This window comes from Gordonibacter urolithinfaciens (assembly GCF_900199375.1).
GTDB lineage: Bacteria > Actinomycetota > Coriobacteriia > Coriobacteriales > Eggerthellaceae > Gordonibacter > Gordonibacter urolithinfaciens.
The window spans coordinates 1,739,903-1,759,342 of record NZ_LT900217.1 but is presented as its reverse complement, the minus strand read 5'-3'; the positions used below and the strand labels follow the sequence as shown (position 1 = coordinate 1,759,342).

Below are 19,440 nucleotides of genomic sequence, written 5' to 3'. Positions count from 1 at the left end.
GCGCGGGAGGACGTCCCTCCCACTCAGGGCGCATTCCCCCGCAAAACCGCACCGGTCAGCGCTACAGCCCATCGGCAAGTGCAGGGGCGCGGCCGCGTCGGGCGAGCGACGCCTCCCGCGGCAAGGGGCGCGGTGCGCAAGTCGACGCCGCCTCGGCCCCCTACCAAGATCACGACCGCTATATGCGCATCGCGCAGAAGCCCGAGCGCCCACGCCGGCGACTTGCGAGCGTGCTCGCCGGCGTGGGCTTGGTGGCCGCCGTCATCATCGGCGTGGTGCTGTTCGTGCAGAGCCTGCCCGCCAACATCACGCTGAACGGGGCGAGCGTCGAAGTGCACGGCGGCAAGACGCTCGGCGACGCCCTGTCCGCCAGCGGCGTCAAGCCCCAGCCGGGCGACCTGCTGGCCGTGGACGGCAGCGTGCTGGAGGCAGGCAAGGGGGAGCCGTTCCACGCCACGGTGAACGGCGAGAAGGTCACCGAGCTTGACACGAAGCTGGGGTCGGGAGACGTAGTGGAGATCGGCGACGGCGGCCCGATCGAGGAGCCGTCCGACTCCGTGGAAACGGCCATTCCCTGGACGGTCGCACAGGAAGGCAACGGCGCCATCCACCTGGTGGAGGGCGAGGGCAAGGACGGCGTAAAGGCCACGAAGACCGGCAAGACGTCCGGCATCACGGCCGAGCAGGTCAAGCAGGAGCCCAGCAACATCGTGCGCCGCAACGTATCGCCCGACGTGGGCGACGACAAGGTGATCGCGCTCACGTTCGACGACGGCCCCTGGGGCGACCAGACCGGCCGGGTGCTCGACGTGCTGGCCGAACACGGCGCAAAGGCCACGTTCTTCACCGTGGGCAACCGCATAGAACAGGACAACGGCGACGCGTTCGTGAAGCGCGCAGTCTCCGAGGGCCATCAGGTGTGCACGCACTCCTACGACCACGCCGCCGGCAGCGGCCAGGGCGTGAACCTGGGCTTCATGTCGCCCGAGGAGCAGAAAGCCGAGGTAGAGAAAGGGCGCGCCGCCATCGAGGCCGTCACCGGCGCCGAGGCGAGCCGTATCTTCCGCACCCCCGGGGGCAATTTCGGCGACGACGTGGTGAAGAACATCGGCCCGCTTATCAAGGCGGAGATCGGCTGGAACATCGATTCGAGCGACTGGCGCAGACCGGGAGCGGACGCCATCGCCAAGCAGATCGAGGATGCTTGGCCGGGGGCCATCGTCCTCATGCACGACGGCGGCGGCGATCGCTCGCAGACCATCGAGGCGCTCAAGAAGGCGCTCCCCCGCCTGAAGGACCAGGGCTACCGCTTCATCACCATCGACGAGCTCCTCCAGTACCCCTTGTCGTAGCCGCAGGGGCAGAGCTCGCCCACCGCACCTCCAGCCGGGTGTCGCCGACAGCACGTCGCGGACGCCGTCATGCACAGGGCGATTTCGCCCTGTCGCTTGCTCCCCGATATTGGTATAGTGAGGTGATCTGGCCGCTTGACTGCTTCGAGCAGGCGGGGGGCGGGGTGGACATCGTACAGCCCGGTTCGCAGGGGGAGCTCGCATGGACGTAAGCCAAATCGTATCGATCGCGGTGTTCGTCATCGTCATGGTGGCCATCATGACGGAGAAGCTGCACCGCTCGCTTGCCGCCATCGTGGGCGCCATGCTGGTGCTGGCGCTGCACGTGCTGCCGTTCGACGCGGCCATGGAGCACATAGACTTCAACACGCTCGGCGTGCTCCTGGGCATGATGCTGTTCGTTTCGGTGGTGAAGCTGTCCGGCATGTTCGAGTTCCTGGCCATCAAGGCCGCGCGGCTCGCAAAAGGCGAGCCTTGGAAGGTCATGCTGCTGTTCGTGCTGCTCACCGCCGTGCTATCGGCGTTCTTGGACAACGTGACCACCGTGCTTCTCATCGGCCCCATGACGCTCACCGTGTGCAAGCTGCTCGACGTGAACCCCATACCGTTCTTCATGACCGAGATCCTCGCGTCCAACATCGGCGGCACCGCCACGCTCATCGGCGATCCGCCCAACATCATGATCGGCTCGGCCGCCGGATTCACGTTCTTCGATTTCATCCTGTACGACGCGCCGGCCGTCGTGGTCATCCTGGCTGCAGTGCTGGTGGTGTTCTATTTCCTGTACGGCCGGAAGATGCACGTGAACGAGGAGCATCGTGCACGCATCATGGAGCTGGACGAGCACGCCATGATCAAGAACAAGCGTCTGCTGAAGCAGAGCTACGTCATGATAGGCCTCGTGGTGGTGGGCTTCATGGCGCACGGGGCGCTGGGGCTGGAGTCGAGCGTCATCGCGCTCGGCGCGGCCGGCATCATCATGCTCATCTCGGGCGAGAGCATCGAGGAGGCGCTCGCGAACGTGGAGTGGACCACGCTCGCGTTCTTCGCCGGCCTGTTCGTCATCGTGGGCGCCATGGCCGAGACGGGCGTCATCGAGATGCTGGCGCATGCGCTCATCGACGCCACGGGCGGCAACGTGTTCGTCACCATGCTCGTGCTGCTGGTGGGCTCGGCCGTCATCTCCAGCTTCCTGGACAACATCCCGTTCGTGGCCACCATGATCCCCATCCTGCTGGCCATGGAGTCCACCGGCATGGACGTCACGCCGCTGTGGTGGGCCGTGTCGCTGGGCGCCTGCCTCGGCGGCAACGGCACCCTCATCGGCGCCAGCGCCAACGTGGTGCTGTCCGACATCAGCAAGAAGAACGGCCACGAGATCACGTTCGTGCAGTTCCTGAAGACCGGCTTCCCCATCATGCTGCTCACCGTGGTTATTGCGGGGCTGTACCTGGTGGTGAGGTTCCCGCCGGCGTAGGGCGGGCGCGAGGGGGCCGCCTAGAGCGGCACGATGTCCTTGTGGAGGAAGCGGAGGCGGCCGACCTGCTTCTCGATGTGGAAGTGGCCGCAGTACCAGCGGCGGTAGTCGAGGCGCTGCTCGATGCGCTGCAGCCAATCCTCCATGGAGGTATCAACCGTGGACTGGTCGATGGATGGCAGCAGGGCCTCCTGCGGGACGAACGCGGCGGGGCAGGTGTGGGAGAGCACGGTGTCGATGCGCCAGCGGCGGCGGTCGAGGGCCTGCTCGACGTGCCGCTTCTCGGCTTCGGTGAGCTGCTCGTCGGGGAACCAGAGATGGCCGTTCGCCAGCCGGTGCTGCTTGTCCACGCTGTAGGCGCCGCCGATGGCGATGGCAAGGCGGCCCTCGAGGTCGAACACGCTGCCGTCGCGGGCGAACAGGATTCGGGGATATGCCTCGTCGACGTACGCCTCGCCGCCGTGCCACGGTTGCAGGTGGTAGCCGGAGAGCGCCGCCGGGTTGCGGTCGTGGTTGCCGCGGATGCAGAGGAAGGTGACGCCCGCCAGGGAGGCGCGAACCTTCACGGCGTCGTCGCGCTCGTCGCCGAAGTAGTCGAACCCGGTGTCGCCCAGGCACACGATCACGTCGTCGGGGCCCAGGCTGTGCTCGCGCGCGAAAGCGCGAACGTGCCGGTAGCTGCCATGGGTGTCGCCCGTGACGTAGATCATGTGCAACCACCAGGCATGACGAGCACGATCTTCCCGTCCTTGCCGCGCTCGGCGACGGCGCGATGGGCGTCGGCAGCCTCCTCCAAGGGGAACGAACGCGCGACGATCACCCGCATCCCGCCCTGCAGCGCGGCGGACAGCGCGTGCATCACCAAATCGAGCTCGTCGGGATGCAGGTTGTTCACGCCCATGCCGCGCACGTCGAGGTCGGCCTTCATGAGCGCACGGGGATCGAAGTCGAGCGAGCCGCGGCTGCCGACGATCACGATGCGCCCGCGCACGGCGGCCACCTTCGCATCCTTCATGAGGTTGGCTTGCGCGGCCATGTCGATCACGACATCGACGCCGCGACCCTGGGTGACCGCGAGAATCTCATCCAAGTAACCCTCGGCGTGGTGGTCGAAGGCGCGCCGGGCACCGAGGCGCTCCACGAGCTGCCGACCTCGGGCGTCGCCGGCCGTGCCGTACACGACGGCCCCGATGCGATGCGCAAGCTGCACCGCGAGGATTCCCACCCCGCCGCTTGCACCGTGGACGAGCACCGTTTCGCCGGGACGCACCCGCGCGCGCACGAACAACGCGTCGGCCGCCGCCAGTCCGGGAGTGCCGAGGCCCGCGCCCTGCTCGAACGGAACGGCGTCGGGAAGCGGGGCCACGGCGGAGGCGTCGCAGACGACGAACTCGGCATAGGTGCCGGTGCAGCGGCGGGCACGCGCCGCCGCCACGAACACGCGCTCCCCCACGTGCGGAGCGCCCGAGGGAAGGTTCGCCCCGCACGCGTCGACGATGCCGGCGCCGTCGTTGCCTGGAACGTAGGGCAGCTCGGGGAGCTGGGCGTACTGGCCCGCCCGCAGATAGGTTTCCACCGGGTTGACACCGGCTGCGCACAGGCGCACGCGCACCTCGCCTGCATGCGGCTCGGGCAGGGGAACGCGCTGCTCCACCAACACATCTGGCCCGCCGAACGCGTTTACCACGATCGCCTGCATGTCTGGCTCTGTGCTCGATTTCACCATCGGACCGCTCCTTCCGCCTTCGTTAAAACCTCTTTGCCGTTCGCAGCCCGATCGTAGCGCGGCACGCGCGCGCTTCTCCGCGTCGTGCGGCCGGCTTGCGAAGGTCGTTACCGGCCTGGCAGCGAGCCGGAACGCCTCGACCGCGCCCTCTCGAACCGCGCCCCCGTATTAGCGTCCAGATGCGCACGGAGGCAAACGACGTTCCAAGATAAATTTGAGGATTGCTCGCAACGGCCTATTGCAGGTCGGAGCACCTTTCGGTATACTGCGTATTCGCGCTTCGCAAAGAAGCCGTGACGCCAACGTGGCTCAGCTGGTAGAGCAACGCACTCGTAATGCGTAGGTCAGCGGTTCGAATCCGCTCGTTGGCTCCAGAAAAAGTGCAGGTCAGCTTGGGAAACTTGGCTGGCCTGTTTCTTTGTTCCCATCTTTCAATCTACTCGCGGGGAAAACTGCGGGAAAATTATTTTTGTCCATCGTCATAATACGATCACTATCTTGCTATCATTTCCGAAAGAAGCGCTCCGAGTCCATCACTATTGAGGCCACTTTTCGTCTTCGTCGCGTATTCCCACGAACCCTTCTTTTCCTGCAGAAGCTCGTTATGCGAATACGACGATTCCGCTTGGAACAGGAAATGGCGCAGGATAAACTCGCTTTCATGATAGGCAGCTCAAAAGGAAAAGCGTATATATCACGCATCGAGCTTGACAAGCTCCATATCAGCATCAGCGCGATTCACCGTATCGCCATGGCTCTCGACGTCGAAGTTCGCGACCTGATAAGTTTCTCGGGCAAGAAGCCTACGGCGTGCAAGTTGAAGCCTTCAGCAACCTTAGCAGTCGTATAATGATCGTTATGAAACAACCTAGGGGAAAGATCATCATTGCACCAGACCTCAACGTCTGGCCGCACGAATACGAGACGGCCAAGTCGCTCGCGATGGCAGGCATGACCGTAGAGTTCATCCGCCGCAGCGAGGAGTACCGAACTACGTCAGCTGACGTGATCATTGACGGCGCAGCATGGGAGATCAAGGCTCCTAAAGCTATCAATCCAAAGGCGATTGAGCGCAACCTTCGCAAGGCAAGCCACCAAGCAGCGAACATCATCTTCGATTCCCGGCGCATGAAGGGTGCTTCCGATGGGATCATAGAACGCGAGCTGAGGAACGGCTGCGCGAAGGTCAAAGCGATCAAGCGTCTGATTTATGTGAACCGTAGCGGAACCGTGATTGACATTAGGTGATTCCGCTGTAATATGTACTTAGCAAAGCGCCCGAACGGTGAGTTATCACCTACCTCCGGCGCTTTCTTCGTTTCTTGGCTACGTCTATTTCTACGATAGCGCGTTCCGAAACGCTTCGCTTACAATGCGGTCGTTTTCCTTCTCAAAATGCGTGTAGATGTTCATCGTCGTGTCGAAGTTCAAGTGGCCTAACTGCCTTGAGTCGTTTTCGCATCCACCACCTGCGTGCATAGGATAGCTGCCTGGCCGCGCCTCGGCATGTGGGGCTTGAGGCACCGATAGTCCTTGCCCCGCTGATGTTCGACGCCCAGCGAATCAGTGAAGGTTTTCATCACGGTTCCGTGCTCTCCGGGGCCGTGATCTACTGAGAACATCTTGAACCATCGATCAGAGTTAGCGGGGTCGTACAGCCCCAGCGACAAATCGAACACGTTGTTTAGATTAAGCCGGGAACTTGTTCAGAGTCGCCCGGCTTTCTCTTTCATTTCCACTGTTCACCGAGCAAAACAAAGGAACGGCCGACGCGGGAGGTGCCCCGACGTGGCCCGGACAGCCTCAGGCGCGACATGCCCCCCCCCGAGCATCAGGTTGGTGCACGCCGTTTCGACGGCGGCTTTCTAAGCTTTCCGTAGGCGGAGAGTTTCTCGCCACGTCCCGCAACCTGTAGAAGGGCGGAAAGCCGCCCGTAGCTGGCATTACTAAAAATGACTAGCAGAAGCTATCTTCCCGCCAATGCTCAAATTGCAATGAAAGGCATCATTCTCTATACGGCGCATTTTGATTGAGCTAATACCAACTCTTACACTCCCGGCTGAAGCGTGTCCGTTTTAGATCAATCGGTGTGGATATCAGTGATCGCATATAAAGGAAACCGAGTTGCTTCATATCGTGGACGGATATGGATGCTCAATCTCGAAAAGAACTTCTCGGGTCGCGAATAAGAAAATGCGAAGCCGAGAACATCACCCAAGAACGCTTTGCCGACATAGTCGGCAAAGCTCGGTCGTACTTGTGAGCGGTATCGAGGCGGGACGCGTCAACGTGGGATTCGACTTGCTGTGTCGCATTGCCGAGGTCTCGATATGTCGCCCGGCGCTTTGGGCTATAGAGACCCGGAAAGATGGCAGGAACGCGCTAAGTCGAAGTAGCCGATCCGGCGAGCATGGCCCGCCGGATCATTATCCCGTTACCTCTTTCTGCCGAGATAGAACACGTAGCCGTAGTGTTGCTTGTACTCCAGGTAGAGCTCGACCTCGTGGCGGTTGTCGGCGACGAAGGCCTCCACGATCTCGTTGCCGGGGTATTTCCGCAGCAGGCCTTCGAGCGCCGCCTCGCGCGGGGTGAAGTACTCGTCCGTCCAGCACGTCTCCGACAGGGCGAACGCGGCGACGAACTGGTAGCCGCATCGCTGGAGCGCCTCGATGTTGTAGGCCACCGAATCCAACCTACTTCCGGCATCGGCCCAGAACCGCTCGATGACGGCAGGATGCTCGTCCGTGAGCCAGGAGGGGCAGGTAACCGCGACATAACCTCCCTGTTTGAGGAAGCCGTGCCAATACGCCAGACCCCTCTCGAAACCTATGTTGTCGATAGCACCTTCCGACCAGATCAGGTCAAGCGACTCCCTCTGGAATGGCAGGTCATCCATCGAGCCGACGACGCCCCGCACCCGGTGGGCAACGCCTTGCTCGCGTGCCTGCCCATTCAGGACGTCGACGAAGGCTGGAAACAAGTCCAGGCCGACAACCGATCCCTTCAGGTGCTGCGCGAGCAGCAGCGTCTGGGCCCCGGTTCCGCAGCCCAAGTCAGCCGCGTTCGCAATAAGGTCGAGATCGCCGAGGAAGGCGAGAGCCCTACCTGTCTCCTTAGCGCAGCCGGGGCCCTGCCTCTCCAGCCCGGCGTGCGCTTCCACCAGAAGGTCGATCGGGGACGGTTGCTTGCTCTCCATGTTGAACGCCTTTCCTCACGCCGGGAACAAATTGACTGCCGGCCGGCTTTCGCCCGCCGGCAGCATGCTCGTCGAAAGCGGCGACCTCAGAACCTGCCGCCGCGACCCACCTTACCACACCGGCATTCCTTGCGGCGTATCCCGCAGCGAGGGCCACCCCTTCCGTAACCTGCCTGCGTGCAAGCTGCGCTACCTCCGATGATCGTGATGGTGCTTGCGGGAACGCAGCGTGCTCACGGCAATGACCGCGGCGGCAACGGACACGACCGCGAGGGAGCCGATGCCTGCCTGCAAGTTCGCCAGATGAAGAGCGGGCACTCCCTGCAGAATGCCCAGCGTGTAGGGCATGAGCCAGAACAGCCAGACCACGATGCTGAACGTGTGGAACCGCTGCTTTGCGCGCTCGCTGCCGCGCAGATAGGTGAAGGTAGCCCAGGTGGCATGGGCCGCCATGAGCACGATGGCCAGCACGCCGGAGACGGCGTGCATTCCCAACGCGGCGTTTCCGCCGCTTTGGGCCATGAGCGTCATGATGGTAGTGCCGGTGGCGTCGAAGACGAAACCCGTCCAGAACAGCACGAGGTTGCGCTTCGTCAGCGAGTGGCGGCGCTCGTCGAAAACACCGATGGTGTAGAACACGAGGGCGAGGCTGATAGTGGTTGTCGCCAAGATAAGTTGTAATGACATGGCACGCTCCGTTTCTCCAAAATGAACATTGTTCATATTTCTGAACGGCGTTCATTATAGACATGATAACGGAAAGCGCAAGTATTTGTGAACGTTGTTCACTATTGCCACTGTCCGACGCCTCCCCGTCTGGGCGACCGCGCTCAACCTCTTCCTTCGAAGCCTCGATCACGCCCCCCCCCAACAATCCTGTGCGTTTTTAGCGCACCGTGAAGAACCGCTCCTCGGCCTGTTCGTCCCAGAGCTCGCCCAGCGCGGCATTCTATTCGGTCATCGCTTCGCGAACGGGGACTTGACGGCTTCGCGACTGCGGCGGAGGCGATGCTATCATCGTCGCTCACCGATGCCGATGCGAGGAGCGCGCATGAGACCGTACTACGAAGGCTGGTACATGAAGCAGCAGCAGGGCGGCGACATCCTGGCCGTCATACCCGGCCGCGCCCAGGACGAGGCCTTCATCCAAGTGGTCACGGCGGACGGCGCCCATTACCTCCCCTTCCCACTGGAGGACTTCCGCCAAACGGGAACCCGCAGCATGCGCGTGGGCCGCAGCCTGTTCTCGCCCATCGGCATGATGCTGGACGTGCAGGCGCCCGACCTGGAGCTGGTCGGCCGCCTGCGCTACCGCGAGCTCACGCCGCTGCGCTCCGACATCATGGGGCCGTTCGCCTACCTGCCCCTGGAGACGAAGCACACGGTGTTCAGCATGCGCCACCGCGTGGATGGCGAGGTGGAGCTGAACGGCCGCACGCTGCGCTTCGAGAATGCCAAAGGCTACATGGAAGGCGACCGCGGGCACAGCTTTCCCCGCGGCTACACCTGGATACAGAGCACCGACTTCGGCTGCGCGGCATCCGTCATGCTCGCCCTGGCCGAGATCCCGCTCGCCGGCCTGCGCTTCACCGGCTGCATCGGCGTGGTGTGGATAGCGGGCGTGGAGCACCGCTTCGCCACGTACCGCGGGGTGCGCATCCGCGAGGCCAGCGACAGGGCCGTGGAGGTGCGCCAAGGCGACATGACGCTGCGGGTGGAGCTGCCGGAGGCGGGCGGTCACCGTCTGCAGGCGCCCGCGCAAGGATCTATGGCGCGCCCGATCCGCGAGAGCCCTGCCGTGCCTGCGCGCTTCCGCTTCGTGAAAGGCGGTCGCACGCTCCTGGACAGCCCCGACGCCTGCACGAGCTTCGAGCTCGTGGCGCCGTAGCCGCAAGCCCGCCCGCTCCTGCGCACCACCTGTCCCGTCAGGCAGGCGTAAAAGCCGGACTGCCCAACCCGAACCGCCACTCCGCATCTTGCTCCGCCGGACTGCGCCGTTGCCGCAAGCCCGCGTCAAGTGCCCGATCGGCTCGAGCCCGCCCGAAGCCCGGAGGCGCCGGCCCGGCGAAGTTGTGGGCAGCTTGTGTCGAGTGCGGCCCCGTCCCCCTTCCCTTTGTAAGATTCTCGCAAAATCCCCCGGTCTTTCGCCCTCCGCCCGTTATCCTGCACCAGACGCAGCGATCGCGTTGCGCCGCCACGCCGCGGCGCCCACGACACGGCGCGAAAGGCCCCCATGCGCAAGGCGAAAGAGCTTCTCATCAACTTCATCCGCGGATTCTGCATGGCGCTGGCCGACAGCGTGCCCGGCGTGTCGGGCGGCACCATCGCATTCCTGCTGGGATTCTACGACCGCTTCATCGGCTCGCTGGACGACCTGTTCCACGGCAAGGGGCCGGCAAGGGTCGCGGCGCTCTCCTTCCTGGTGAAGCTTGCGTTCGGCTGGATCGTCGGGTTCGGCCTGTCGGCGGCGGCCCTGACCAGCTTCTTCGACTCGCACATCTACGAGGTCAGCTCGCTGTTCATGGGATTCATCGTGTTCGCCATCCCCATTGTGGCGCTGGAGGAGAAGCGCGTGCTGAAGGGACGTGCGCGCAATCTTGCGTTCGCGGTGCTGGGCGCGGCGTTCGTCGTGGCCGTCACGCTGCTGAACCCCACGGCGGGCAGCGGCATGAGCGTGGCGGTAGAGCATCTTGACCTGAGACTCGCCGTTTACGTGTTCTTCGCGGCCATGGTGGCCATCACCGCCATGGTGCTGCCGGGAATCTCCGGCTCCACGCTGCTGCTGATATTCGGCCTGTACGTTCCCGTCATGGGGGCGGTGCGCGCCGTGATGAGCCTCGATATGGCGTACCTGCCCGTACTTGTGGTGTTCGCCGCGGGCGTTGCAACCGGCGTGCTGGTGTTCGTGCGGCTCATCCGGCGCTGCCTGGAGCGGTTCCGCTCGCAGACCGTGTACGCCGTCCTCGGCATGATGGCGGGCTCGCTGTATTCCATCGCACAGGGCCCTCTCACGCTGGCGGTGCCGCAGCCGGCCATGGAGCTGGCGACGTTCAGCCCGCTCTACTTCGTGGCGGGCGGCCTGGTGGTGGGCGGGCTGCAACTGATGCGAAGGCGGCTGGAGGACCCGGCCGATGCCGCGGGCGCGGCGCCGGAAACGAAGTCGCCCGCATGCGAGCCGAACCGCCAGCCCGACCTTCCTTAAGGCGGGTTTGCCGTGTAGGATAGGGGCAACGCTCTCCCTTCGGGAAGGAATGCCCATGATCACGCCGCCGAAAAGCCTGCTCGCCCGCCTTGGCCGCATCGGGCGAGCGGCCCTTGCCCTCGCGTTCGCCTGTGCGCTCATGCCGCTCATAGCCCATGCGGAACCCGCCGCATCCGCGAAGCACCCTGCTGGCTCCGTGGTGCAGACGGAGCGGGGGCCGGCGTTCGTTCCGTTCGATGGCGCGACATACAACCCGAACGCGGGCGTCGCGACGTTTGCCGCGCTGCCGGAGAGGTTCGACCTGCGCAACGTGAACGGCGCCTCGCTCGTCACGAGCGTGAAGGACCAGGGAGTCTACAGCGACTGCTGGGCGTTCGGCACGTTGTCGTCGCTTGAGTCGAACCTGCTCAAAACGGGAAAGGCCGCCAACGTCGACCTTTCCGAACGCCATCTTGCCTGGTTTGCGTACAACGGCGCGGACGACAGTGACGACGCAAGCCTGTGGGCGGCCGGCGATTCCTTCGTCACCGGCAACGGCAACGACGCCTATACGCAGAGCGGCACGCGGGACAAGGCGGCGGCCACGCTCATGCGCGGGTACGGCGCCGTCGACGAGGCGGCCGCCCCGCATCAGGCAGAAGCAGGCATGGGAGGCGTCGACGACGGCTTGCGCACGCGCTCGGACGTGCGGGCCCAAAACGTGAACTACCTGCCGGAGGTCAACGTCTTCGCCTACAACGAGGCCGATGACCGCTACGACTACACGCGCGACGCATCCGCCGTAGACGCCGTCAAGGCCACCCTCATGGAGCGCGGAGCCGTGGATGCGGCGTACCGCTCCTCCGGCCAAGGAGACGAGTCGAGCCTCCACTGGAACCACGAGGAGAGCGCCTACTATTGCGCGTACGAGTACGACCCGTACGAAACGGCCGCGCAGGTGTCGAACCATCAAGTGGCCATCGTCGGCTGGGACGACTCCTTCGAGAAGGAGAAGTTCCCGACGTCCTACGCCCCCTTCCCCTCCTATCCGTCGTTCATCCTCTCCCAAGATCCCCCCGAAGGCGACGGCGCGTGGATCGTCAAGAACAGCTGGGGCGAGGACTGGGGCGACGGAGGCTACTTCTACCTCTCCTACTACGACACCACCTTGTGCGACTTCACGTCCTACGTGGCGGAGGATGCGACGTATGCCGCCGAGAGCACCGAGCACGTCTACGACGGCATCTACCAGTACGACGGCGCGGGCATGGGCGACGGATGGTGGTACAGCAGCACGCCCATGCAGTTCGCCAACGTGTTCGAAGCGCGCGGCTTTGAAACGGTGAGCGCGGTGAGCGCCCTCGTGAACGAGGCCGGCAGCACGATCGACCTGGCCGTGTACAAGAACCCCTCCACCATCGTCTCCGAGACGGGAAGGCTCGACCCCGCAAGCGGCGAGCTCATGTGGAGCACGTTCCAGACCCTGGACTACGCCGGGTATCGCACCTTCGAGCTGGGCGATGCGGCATTCGAGGTGGAGCCCGGCGACACGTTCTCGGTCGTGTCCTCCATACGTTTTTCCGATGGGGCGTACCAGATATCCGCCGAGTGCGACGACGGCTCGTACGAAGTCGCCAAAACGGAGTGCGCGCCCGGCCAGAGCTACTACACCGACGAGCCCACCGGCATCGACAACTGGTTCGACCTCGCCCTTGACGACATGGGCGGAGAGGGCGCGAGCGATGATTTCTGGTTCAACAACGCCACGCTGAAGGCCTACACCGTGCAGACACCCGAGCGCGCCTTCGCCATCCTGCACACCAACGACGTGCACTGCGGCGTGGACGAGACCTTCGACAAGGAAGGCAACGCCACGAGCATCGGCTACGCGGGCCTCTCGACGATCAAGAAGGAGGCCGAGGCCGCGTTCGGTGCGGGCAACGTCGCGCTCGTGGACGCGGGCGACGCCGTGCAGGGCAAGCCCATTGGCACGCTCTCCGAAGGGTCGTATCTGGTGGACATCATGAACCAGGTGGGCTACGACGTGGCCGTGCCCGGAAACCACGAGTTCGACTACGGCATGGACCGGCTGCGCTACCTCGTCAACCGGTCGAACGCGGCGTACACGTCGTGCAACTTCGACAACCTGTCAGCCGGCAAAACCGAGTTCGCTCCGTATGTGATGGAAGCCTACGGCCCCACGAAGGTTGCCTACGTGGGCATCACCACGCCCGAGACGCTCACCGCATCGAATCCCGCCCACTTCAAGGACGCCGACGGAAACCTGGCCTACGGATTCTGCCAGGATGAAACGGGACAGGAGCTCTACGACCGCGTGCAGCAGACCGTCGACGACGCGCGCGCCGCCGGGGCCGACTACGTGGTGGCGCTCGCGCACCTGGGCGAGAGGGGCGTCGCCGCGCAGTGGCGCGCAAGCACGGTGATCGCGAACACTTCCGGCATCGACGTCGTGATCGACGGCCATTCCCATGAGCAGTACGAGAGGCGCGTTGCGAACGAGGACGGCGAGGAGGTGGTGCTCGCACAGACCGGCACGCAGCTGCAAACCTGCGGGAAGATCGTCATCGACCCCGCCACCGACACGATCTCGGCCGAGCTCGCGAAGCCGCCCGTGACGCAGGACGCCGGAACCGCCGCCTTCATCAAGGGCATCGAGGACGAGCTGGGCAAAACGCTCGATGCGGTAGTGGCCCGTTCCGAGGTGAAGCTGCGGGCATACGAGGACGACGGCTTCACTTGGGCCGTTCGCACGCGCGAGACGAACCTGGGCGACCTCGTGGCCGACGCGTTCCGCGCCGAGCTCGGCGCCGACATAGGGCTCGCGAACGGCGGCGGCATCCGCTCGGACGTGGCGCCGGGCGAGGTCACCTACGGCGACGCCATCGCGGTGCTGCCGTTCGCCAACGCGCTCTGCATGGTGGAGGCCACGGGCCAGGCCATCGTCGACGCGCTGGAAATGGGCGTGCGCAACCTGCCCGAGCCGAGCGGCTCCTTCCTGCAAACCTCGGGGCTCTCCTTCGAGGTGCGCACCGACGTCCCCTCGCCCGTGAAGCTGGATGCCGAAGGCGCCTTCGCGGGCGCGGACGGCCCGCGCCGCGTGCAGAACGTGCGGGTGAACGGCCAGCCCATCGACCTGGGCGCCACGTACACCGTCGCGTCCATCACCTACCTGCTGCGCGACGGCGGCGACGGGTTCTCCATGTTCGAGGACGCGAACGTGCTGGTGGCGGAACAGGGACTCGATTACGAGGCGCTCATCTCGTTCATCCAGAACGACCTGGGCGGCGTGGTGGCCGCAGACTCCGCCTACGCGAACGAGAACGGCGCCGGTCGCATCACGGTGAAGGGCGGGGCGGATCCTGCTCCCCTGCCCGCGCCCAAGCCCGGCGACGCGCAAAAGCTCGCCCCCACAGGCGACGCCGCCGCAACTACAGCGGTTCTCTGCGCCGCGGCCCTTTCGGCCCTCGCCTGCGTTTGCGGATCGGGCCTTGCGGCGCGACGTCGCGAACGCGTGGAAAACCCGGCACGGCTGCGGGAGAACCTGCGATAGCCGCCCTGCTATACTGGAGCCAACGTGATCGCGCCCACGACGGGCGCCCGGCGAGAGGAGCGGCCATGCTCTACGACAACATCATGGTTCCCTACGACGGATCGGAATCGGCGCGGGCCGCGCTGGCCGAGGCCGTGCGCTACGCCCGCGAGGACCCGGGAGCCGCGTTGCGCATCGTGCAGATAGTCGACACGGAGCAGTTGGTCATAGAGAAACTGGAGAAGGAAGGCCGCAACACCACCGACGAGCTGTCGTCCGTGCTGCTGCACGCCCACTACGACGAGGCGCTCGCCGAAGCGGACGCGGCGCTTCACCGACAGATCGACGGCCTGTTGAAGGGCCTGATGAACGAGATAACGGTCGAGCTTCTGGACGAGACGGTGCCCGGCGAGCAGATCGTGACCTACGCCGACGAGCATGCCTGCGACCTCATCGTCATGGGCTCGCGCGGCCTGGGCGCCCTGCGCGGCATCTTGGGCAGCGTGAGCAGCCACGTGCTGCGCGAGGCCGCCGTGCCCGTGCTCATCGTGAAGCAGCGCGCAGATCGGTAGGGCCTTCGCCCGAATTGCGCGAAGCGGGGTGCGGAACGATGGAGGAAGCACGGCCGTTGATGGTTTGTCGACATTCTCGTGCTATGCTCGGCCTTCGAGCGCTCCAACGTGAGCGGCCGACCGACATCCCGAAGGAGAACCTGCCATGACCGAGTGCGAGCGCCAGGCAACGTTGCTGGTCGCCGACGACGAGCCCGAGATAGTGGAGATGCTGCAGGAATACTTCGTCGGCCGGGGCTTCCGCGTGCTCACGGCCGGAAGCGGCCAGGAAGCGCTCGAGCAGGCCGCGCACGGACCCGACCTCGTGCTGCTGGACGTGGGCATGCCGCGCCTGGACGGGTTCGAGGTGTGCCGCCGCCTGCGAGAGCACCTGACCTGCCCCATCCTGTTCCTCACGGCGCGCGTGGAGGACGTGGACGCGCTCGAGGGCTTCGCCTGCGGGGCCGACGACTACGTGCTGAAGCCGTTCTCGCTCGCCGTGCTGGGCGCGCGGGTGGACGCCCACCTCGCGCGCGACCAGCGCCAGCAGGTGAAGACGGAGGTACGCTTCGACGGCGACCTTGCCGTGGACTACCGGACCCGCACGGTAGCGGTGGCGGGAGCTCCCGTCGAGCTCACCCGGCGCGAGTTCGACATCGTGGCGTTCCTGTCGAAGCATCCCGGGCAGGTGTTCGACCGCGACCGCATCCACGAGCGCGTGGGCGGTTGGGAGAGCGAGAGCGATTCGCAGGTGGTCACGGAGCACATCCGGCGCATCCGCAAGAAGCTGGCTGCGGCCGGCGCCGAGCACGATCCCGTGGAGACGGTATGGGGCATGGGTTACCGATGGCGCGCATGAGGAAGCGGCGCGCCAGAGGAGGAAGGCAGAGCGCGGAGACGGCCGGCGGCGCCCCGGTCGCCAACATGCCGACGCATCCGGGCGGACCGTCGGGTGCGGCCGCCCCGGCACGTTCCGGACGCATCGCCCGCCTGCGCGAGCGGTGGCGCAACGCATCGCTCAAGACCTCGTTCATGGGCTACATGCTGGTGTTCCTGGTGGCGGCCCTCGTCCTTTCCTCCGTCACCGCATCGGTGTTCGCCGCGCTGCAGAACGAAGTGACCGCCGACGCTTACGAGACGTCGGGGCTCTACCTGTACGACACCGGGACGAACGCGCTCGTGCCCGCTCGCTCGCTTGCCATCGACCAGGAGGGCAACGAGCTGTTCGTGCAGCGTGCCGATGACGGGCGTGAGCCGTTGCCCATCGACAACCCTCCGGCAAGCCTGCTGGTGGAAAGCGCCCAGAGCTACCCGTATGCGTACCGGGTGGAAACCGGCGAGGGGGGCGATCTCGTTCTCGAAGGGTACCTTGCGGACAGCAGCGAGCTTTCCGCCTTCGAGGGCGAGGAGGGCATCGCGGTGCAGGACGTTCCCGCCTACGACGCACGCGCCCGCAAGCTGTTCGACGAATGGGCGGCCAAAAACCCCGATAACCCGTACCGTGCGTTCCTCGACACGGAGACAGGGAGCGATGCGTCGGAGTCATCGCAGTTCGGCGACCTGCTCGTATCGCCCATAGGCTACTACGCGCACACGGTACCCTCGGAGGATGCACGGGCGCTTTCCACGCTGTTCGGACTGCTGACGTTCCTCATGTTCCCGCTGTGGTTCGGCGCATGCATCTTCGCGGCGGCGCGGCGGTTCTACCGCATGCGGCTGGCGCCGGGCTTCTCCACGCTCGATGCGGCGGCGGCGAAGATCGCCGACCAGGACCTCGACTTCTCCGTGTCATACGGACGCTCCGACGAATTGGGCAGGCTGGCAGCATCGTTCGAGGCGATGCGCACCTCGCTGGCCGCATCGCAGCGGGCCTTGTGGCGCACAGCCGAGGAGCGCAAGCGCTTGAACGCCGCGTTCGCGCACGACCTGCGCACGCCGCTCACCATCCTGAAGGGAAAGGTGGAGCTGCTGGAGGCACACCTGCAGGCCGGCGATGCGTCCCCCGAGCAGCTGGCATCCTCTGCAGCCTCGCTCGCCGCGCAGGTGGAGCGCCTGGAGCGTTACGTAGCCGCCATGAGCGGATTGCAAAAGCTGGAGGATCGCGCCGTGCGGCCGGATGCGCAGCCGTTCGATGCCGTGGCGGACGCCGTGGAAGACATCGGCCGGTCGCTCTGCGCGCAAGCCGGCGGGACCCGGGCGACCGTGGAGGCGGGCAAGGCGCCAGCCGGGAACCGTAGCACGGGCCCGCACGTCGCATTCGCGCTCTCCATCAGCGCGCGCTGCAACGTCGAGCGCCCCGTACTCGGCGTCGATCGTTCCCTGGTGGAGGAAGTGGCCGAGAACCTCGTCGGCAACGCCGCCCGCTTCGCCGACGGCCGCGTTGATGCGCGGCTGGACGTGCGCGATGGGCTCCTCGTGCTCGCGGTAGAGGACGACGGGCCCGGCTTCTCGCCCGCGGCGCTGGAGCGGGGATGCGCGCCGTTCTTCAGCGAGACGCCGTCGAAGGACCACTTCGGTCTGGGCCTGAACATTGCCGCGCTGCTCTGCGACAAGCATGGCGGCGACTTGGCGTTGGAGAACCGCGCCGAGGGCGGCGCGCGGGCGACGGCGCGCTTTGCCTTGATTTTTCCCGCCGTTGACAGCCAGTAGATATTTGCCCCGTAGCATCGGAGGCGTACCGAACGCACCCGAGAAACGGAGCATCCCATGGAAGACACCGCGACCCCTTTGGCCCCCGCCGTCCCGCGCCCGACACCCGGCGACGCCGCAGGGCGCCGGGCGCACCGGGTCGCTGAGGCGGACGCGACGGCGGGCAACGTGCCAAGGCGGGCAGGCGAAACGCACGGGCCAGTCGCGACGACTAGGTCGCGCAAGCCCGCCGTCGCAGGCGAGGCGCGCAACGACGCCTCGACGGAAGCGGTTTCGCAGAAAAGCTCCGTCGGGCACCGGGCGATCGTACGGAAGCGCATCGCCGTCGTCGCCGGCCTGCTGTGCCTCACCGCCGCCCTCGCGGCGCTCTGCGTGCGCTTCGGACCGGAGCTGCTGGCGTTCGTGGGCGACGCCCCGCGGTTCCGCGCGTGGGTCGATGACGCCGGGGCGCTAGGGCGCATTCTGTTTGTTGTGGCCAACATGGCGCAGGTGGTGCTCGCGTTCCTTCCGGGCGAGCCGCTTGAGCTGGGCGCGGGCTACGCATTCGGCTTCTGGGAGGGCACGCTGTGGTGCCTCGTGGCCAGCGCATTGGGTACCGCCCTGGTCATGGTGCTGGTGCGCACCTTCGGCATGCGCCTCGTAGGGCTGTTCTTTCCACCCGATAAGATAGCGTCGGTGCGGTGGCTGCGTGACGCGCGCCGCTTCGAGCTGCTGCTGTTCCTGGTATTCCTGATCCCCGGCACACCGAAGGACCTGCTCACCTACGTGGCCGGGCTTGGAACGAGCCCCATCTGGCGCATCGTGGCCCTCACCACTATAGGCCGCATCCCCTCCATCGTCTCGTCCACGCTGGCTGCCGGTGCGTTGGGTGACGGCAACTACGCCGTGGCCGCCGTCACCGTCGTGCTCACCCTCGCGCTCGTGGCGGCAGGCTTGGTGGCCTACCGTCGTCTGGCCGCCCGGCAGGCTACGGAGCAGGAATAGCCGCACAGCACGCGTGCCGGCTTTCTTCGAGCTGCCGAATTGTGCTTATTGAGAGAAGTTCTCAATAAGGAAGATTATTTATCGAGACTTTTGCTGACATCCGCAGTACCATATCCCCCAAGGTAAGAGAGACAACCGCCGCTCGGCGGATCGCCTGCTCGTCCGAGTGCTTCGTGCTTCGGACAGTCGGCCGCACCGCCGCGGCACAGCGAAAGAGAGGGACCATCATGCCCAACTTCCCGAACCCGTTCTCCGGCAACGTCGACCGCAAGATGACGAACGCGGAGCTCATGCAGGCCCTGCGCATCGACATCGCAGGCGAGCTCGAGGCCATCTTCCTGTACGAGGCGCACTACCTGGCCACGGATGACCCGGCGGCCAAGGCCGTGCTGGCCGACATCCGCGACGAGGAGAAGGCCCACATGGGCGAGCTCATCACGCTCATGCGCCATCTGGACCCCAAGGAAACGGAGTTCTTCCTGGAGGGCGAGGGAGAGGTGCAGGAGCAGCTGGCGGAGCTCGGCATCGTGACGGACGGCGAGATTGCCCCGGCGCCCGAGACGCCCGCAGCCGCTCCCACCGTAGGCGACCTGTCAGAGTAGCGAACGCCTGCCTCGAACGAGCGTTTCACATGAAACACTCGTTCGAACCTGGGGGCGCGCCCTCCCACCGGACGCTCGCTTCGGCACCTTTTCCCGACGACCGCCCGCCTGACGGCTACCGAATGTTTCACGTGAAACATTTGTTTGCTACGAGGTGGCCGCGCGGCAAGCT

General features: G+C 65.4%; 16 protein-coding genes and 1 tRNA gene. 13 read left to right on the top strand and 4 right to left on the bottom strand.

The window, feature by feature from the left end; genetic code table 11:
* Positions 1-182: 182 nt before the first annotated feature.
* Together BN3560_RS07580 and BN3560_RS07575 are read left to right on the top strand one after the other, a co-directional pair.
* Entirely contained in the window at positions 183-1,352 is a 1,170-nt protein-coding gene (locus BN3560_RS07580) for a polysaccharide deacetylase family protein (RefSeq protein WP_096227579.1), read from the top strand.
* A gap of 202 nt (positions 1,353-1,554) precedes the next feature.
* Positions 1,555-2,829, top strand: a complete 1,275-nt coding sequence (locus tag BN3560_RS07575; protein WP_096227578.1) for an ArsB/NhaD family transporter — start codon at positions 1,555-1,557, stop codon at positions 2,827-2,829.
* A 20-nt stretch (positions 2,830-2,849) separates the two neighbouring features.
* On the opposite strand, the gene BN3560_RS07570 is transcribed toward BN3560_RS07575, so the two are convergent.
* Both BN3560_RS07570 and BN3560_RS07565 read right to left on the bottom strand, forming a co-directional pair.
* Positions 2,850-3,539: a metallophosphoesterase gene (locus BN3560_RS07570; RefSeq protein WP_096227577.1), complete on the bottom strand. Its 690-nt coding sequence runs from the start codon at positions 3,537-3,539 to the stop codon at positions 2,850-2,852.
* A complete protein-coding gene (locus BN3560_RS07565) occupies positions 3,536-4,555 on the bottom strand; it encodes an NADPH:quinone reductase (RefSeq protein ID WP_231897364.1) in 1,020 nt (339 codons plus the stop codon). The genes BN3560_RS07570 and BN3560_RS07565 overlap by 4 nt, the downstream gene beginning before the upstream one ends.
* Before the next feature lie 298 nt (positions 4,556-4,853).
* Between BN3560_RS07565 and BN3560_RS07560 the strand changes: the two genes are divergently transcribed.
* The 3 genes from BN3560_RS07560 (at position 4,854) to BN3560_RS07550 (ending at position 5,803) form a co-directional block, all read left to right on the top strand.
* Positions 4,854-4,929, top strand: a tRNA-Thr gene (locus tag BN3560_RS07560).
* Positions 4,930-5,159: 230 nt separating this feature from the next.
* A complete protein-coding gene (locus BN3560_RS07555) occupies positions 5,160-5,405 on the top strand; it encodes a helix-turn-helix domain-containing protein (protein WP_096227576.1) in 246 nt (81 codons plus the stop codon).
* A gap of 8 nt (positions 5,406-5,413) precedes the next feature.
* Positions 5,414-5,803 (top strand): CdiA C-terminal domain-containing protein, encoded by a 390-nt coding sequence (locus BN3560_RS07550; RefSeq protein WP_123649849.1) that lies wholly within the window; start codon positions 5,414-5,416, stop codon positions 5,801-5,803.
* Positions 5,804-6,989: 1,186 nt separating this feature from the next.
* Here BN3560_RS07550 and BN3560_RS07545 read toward each other — a convergent pair.
* Together BN3560_RS07545 and BN3560_RS07540 are read right to left on the bottom strand one after the other, a co-directional pair.
* A complete protein-coding gene (locus tag BN3560_RS07545) occupies positions 6,990-7,751 on the bottom strand; it encodes a class I SAM-dependent methyltransferase (protein WP_096227574.1) in 762 nt (253 codons plus the stop codon).
* Between the two features lie 189 nt (positions 7,752-7,940).
* Positions 7,941-8,438, bottom strand: a complete 498-nt coding sequence (locus tag BN3560_RS07540; RefSeq protein ID WP_096227573.1) for an HsmA family protein — start codon at positions 8,436-8,438, stop codon at positions 7,941-7,943.
* Positions 8,439-8,802: 364 nt separating this feature from the next.
* On the opposite strand from BN3560_RS07540, the gene BN3560_RS07535 reads away from it, so the two are divergent.
* From BN3560_RS07535 to BN3560_RS07500, 8 genes are all read left to right on the top strand, one after another.
* Positions 8,803-9,639: a tocopherol cyclase family protein gene (locus tag BN3560_RS07535; protein ID WP_096227572.1), complete on the top strand. Its 837-nt coding sequence runs from the start codon at positions 8,803-8,805 to the stop codon at positions 9,637-9,639.
* A gap of 345 nt (positions 9,640-9,984) precedes the next feature.
* Entirely contained in the window at positions 9,985-10,953 is a 969-nt protein-coding gene (locus BN3560_RS07530) for a DUF368 domain-containing protein (RefSeq protein ID WP_096227571.1), read from the top strand.
* A 55-nt stretch (positions 10,954-11,008) separates the two neighbouring features.
* Entirely contained in the window at positions 11,009-14,503 is a 3,495-nt protein-coding gene (locus tag BN3560_RS07525) for a 5'-nucleotidase C-terminal domain-containing protein (RefSeq protein ID WP_161959443.1), read from the top strand.
* A gap of 65 nt (positions 14,504-14,568) precedes the next feature.
* Positions 14,569-15,054, top strand: a complete 486-nt coding sequence (locus BN3560_RS07520; RefSeq protein ID WP_096227569.1) for a universal stress protein — start codon at positions 14,569-14,571, stop codon at positions 15,052-15,054.
* A 145-nt stretch (positions 15,055-15,199) separates the two neighbouring features.
* Positions 15,200-15,892 (top strand): response regulator transcription factor, encoded by a 693-nt coding sequence (locus BN3560_RS07515; RefSeq protein WP_087190748.1) that lies wholly within the window; start codon positions 15,200-15,202, stop codon positions 15,890-15,892.
* Complete coding sequence (locus tag BN3560_RS07510; RefSeq protein WP_227115328.1) at positions 15,889-17,682, top strand: sensor histidine kinase; 1,794 nt, start codon at positions 15,889-15,891, stop codon at positions 17,680-17,682. The genes BN3560_RS07515 and BN3560_RS07510 overlap by 4 nt, the downstream gene beginning before the upstream one ends.
* A gap of 57 nt (positions 17,683-17,739) precedes the next feature.
* Positions 17,740-18,666 carry a TVP38/TMEM64 family protein gene (locus tag BN3560_RS07505; RefSeq protein ID WP_227115329.1) on the top strand — a complete coding sequence of 309 codons (927 nt, stop codon included), beginning with the start codon at positions 17,740-17,742 and terminating at the stop codon, positions 18,664-18,666.
* Positions 18,667-18,893: 227 nt separating this feature from the next.
* Positions 18,894-19,268, top strand: a complete 375-nt coding sequence (locus tag BN3560_RS07500) for a demethoxyubiquinone hydroxylase family protein (RefSeq protein WP_087190747.1) — start codon at positions 18,894-18,896, stop codon at positions 19,266-19,268.
* Positions 19,269-19,440: the final 172 nt, after the last annotated feature.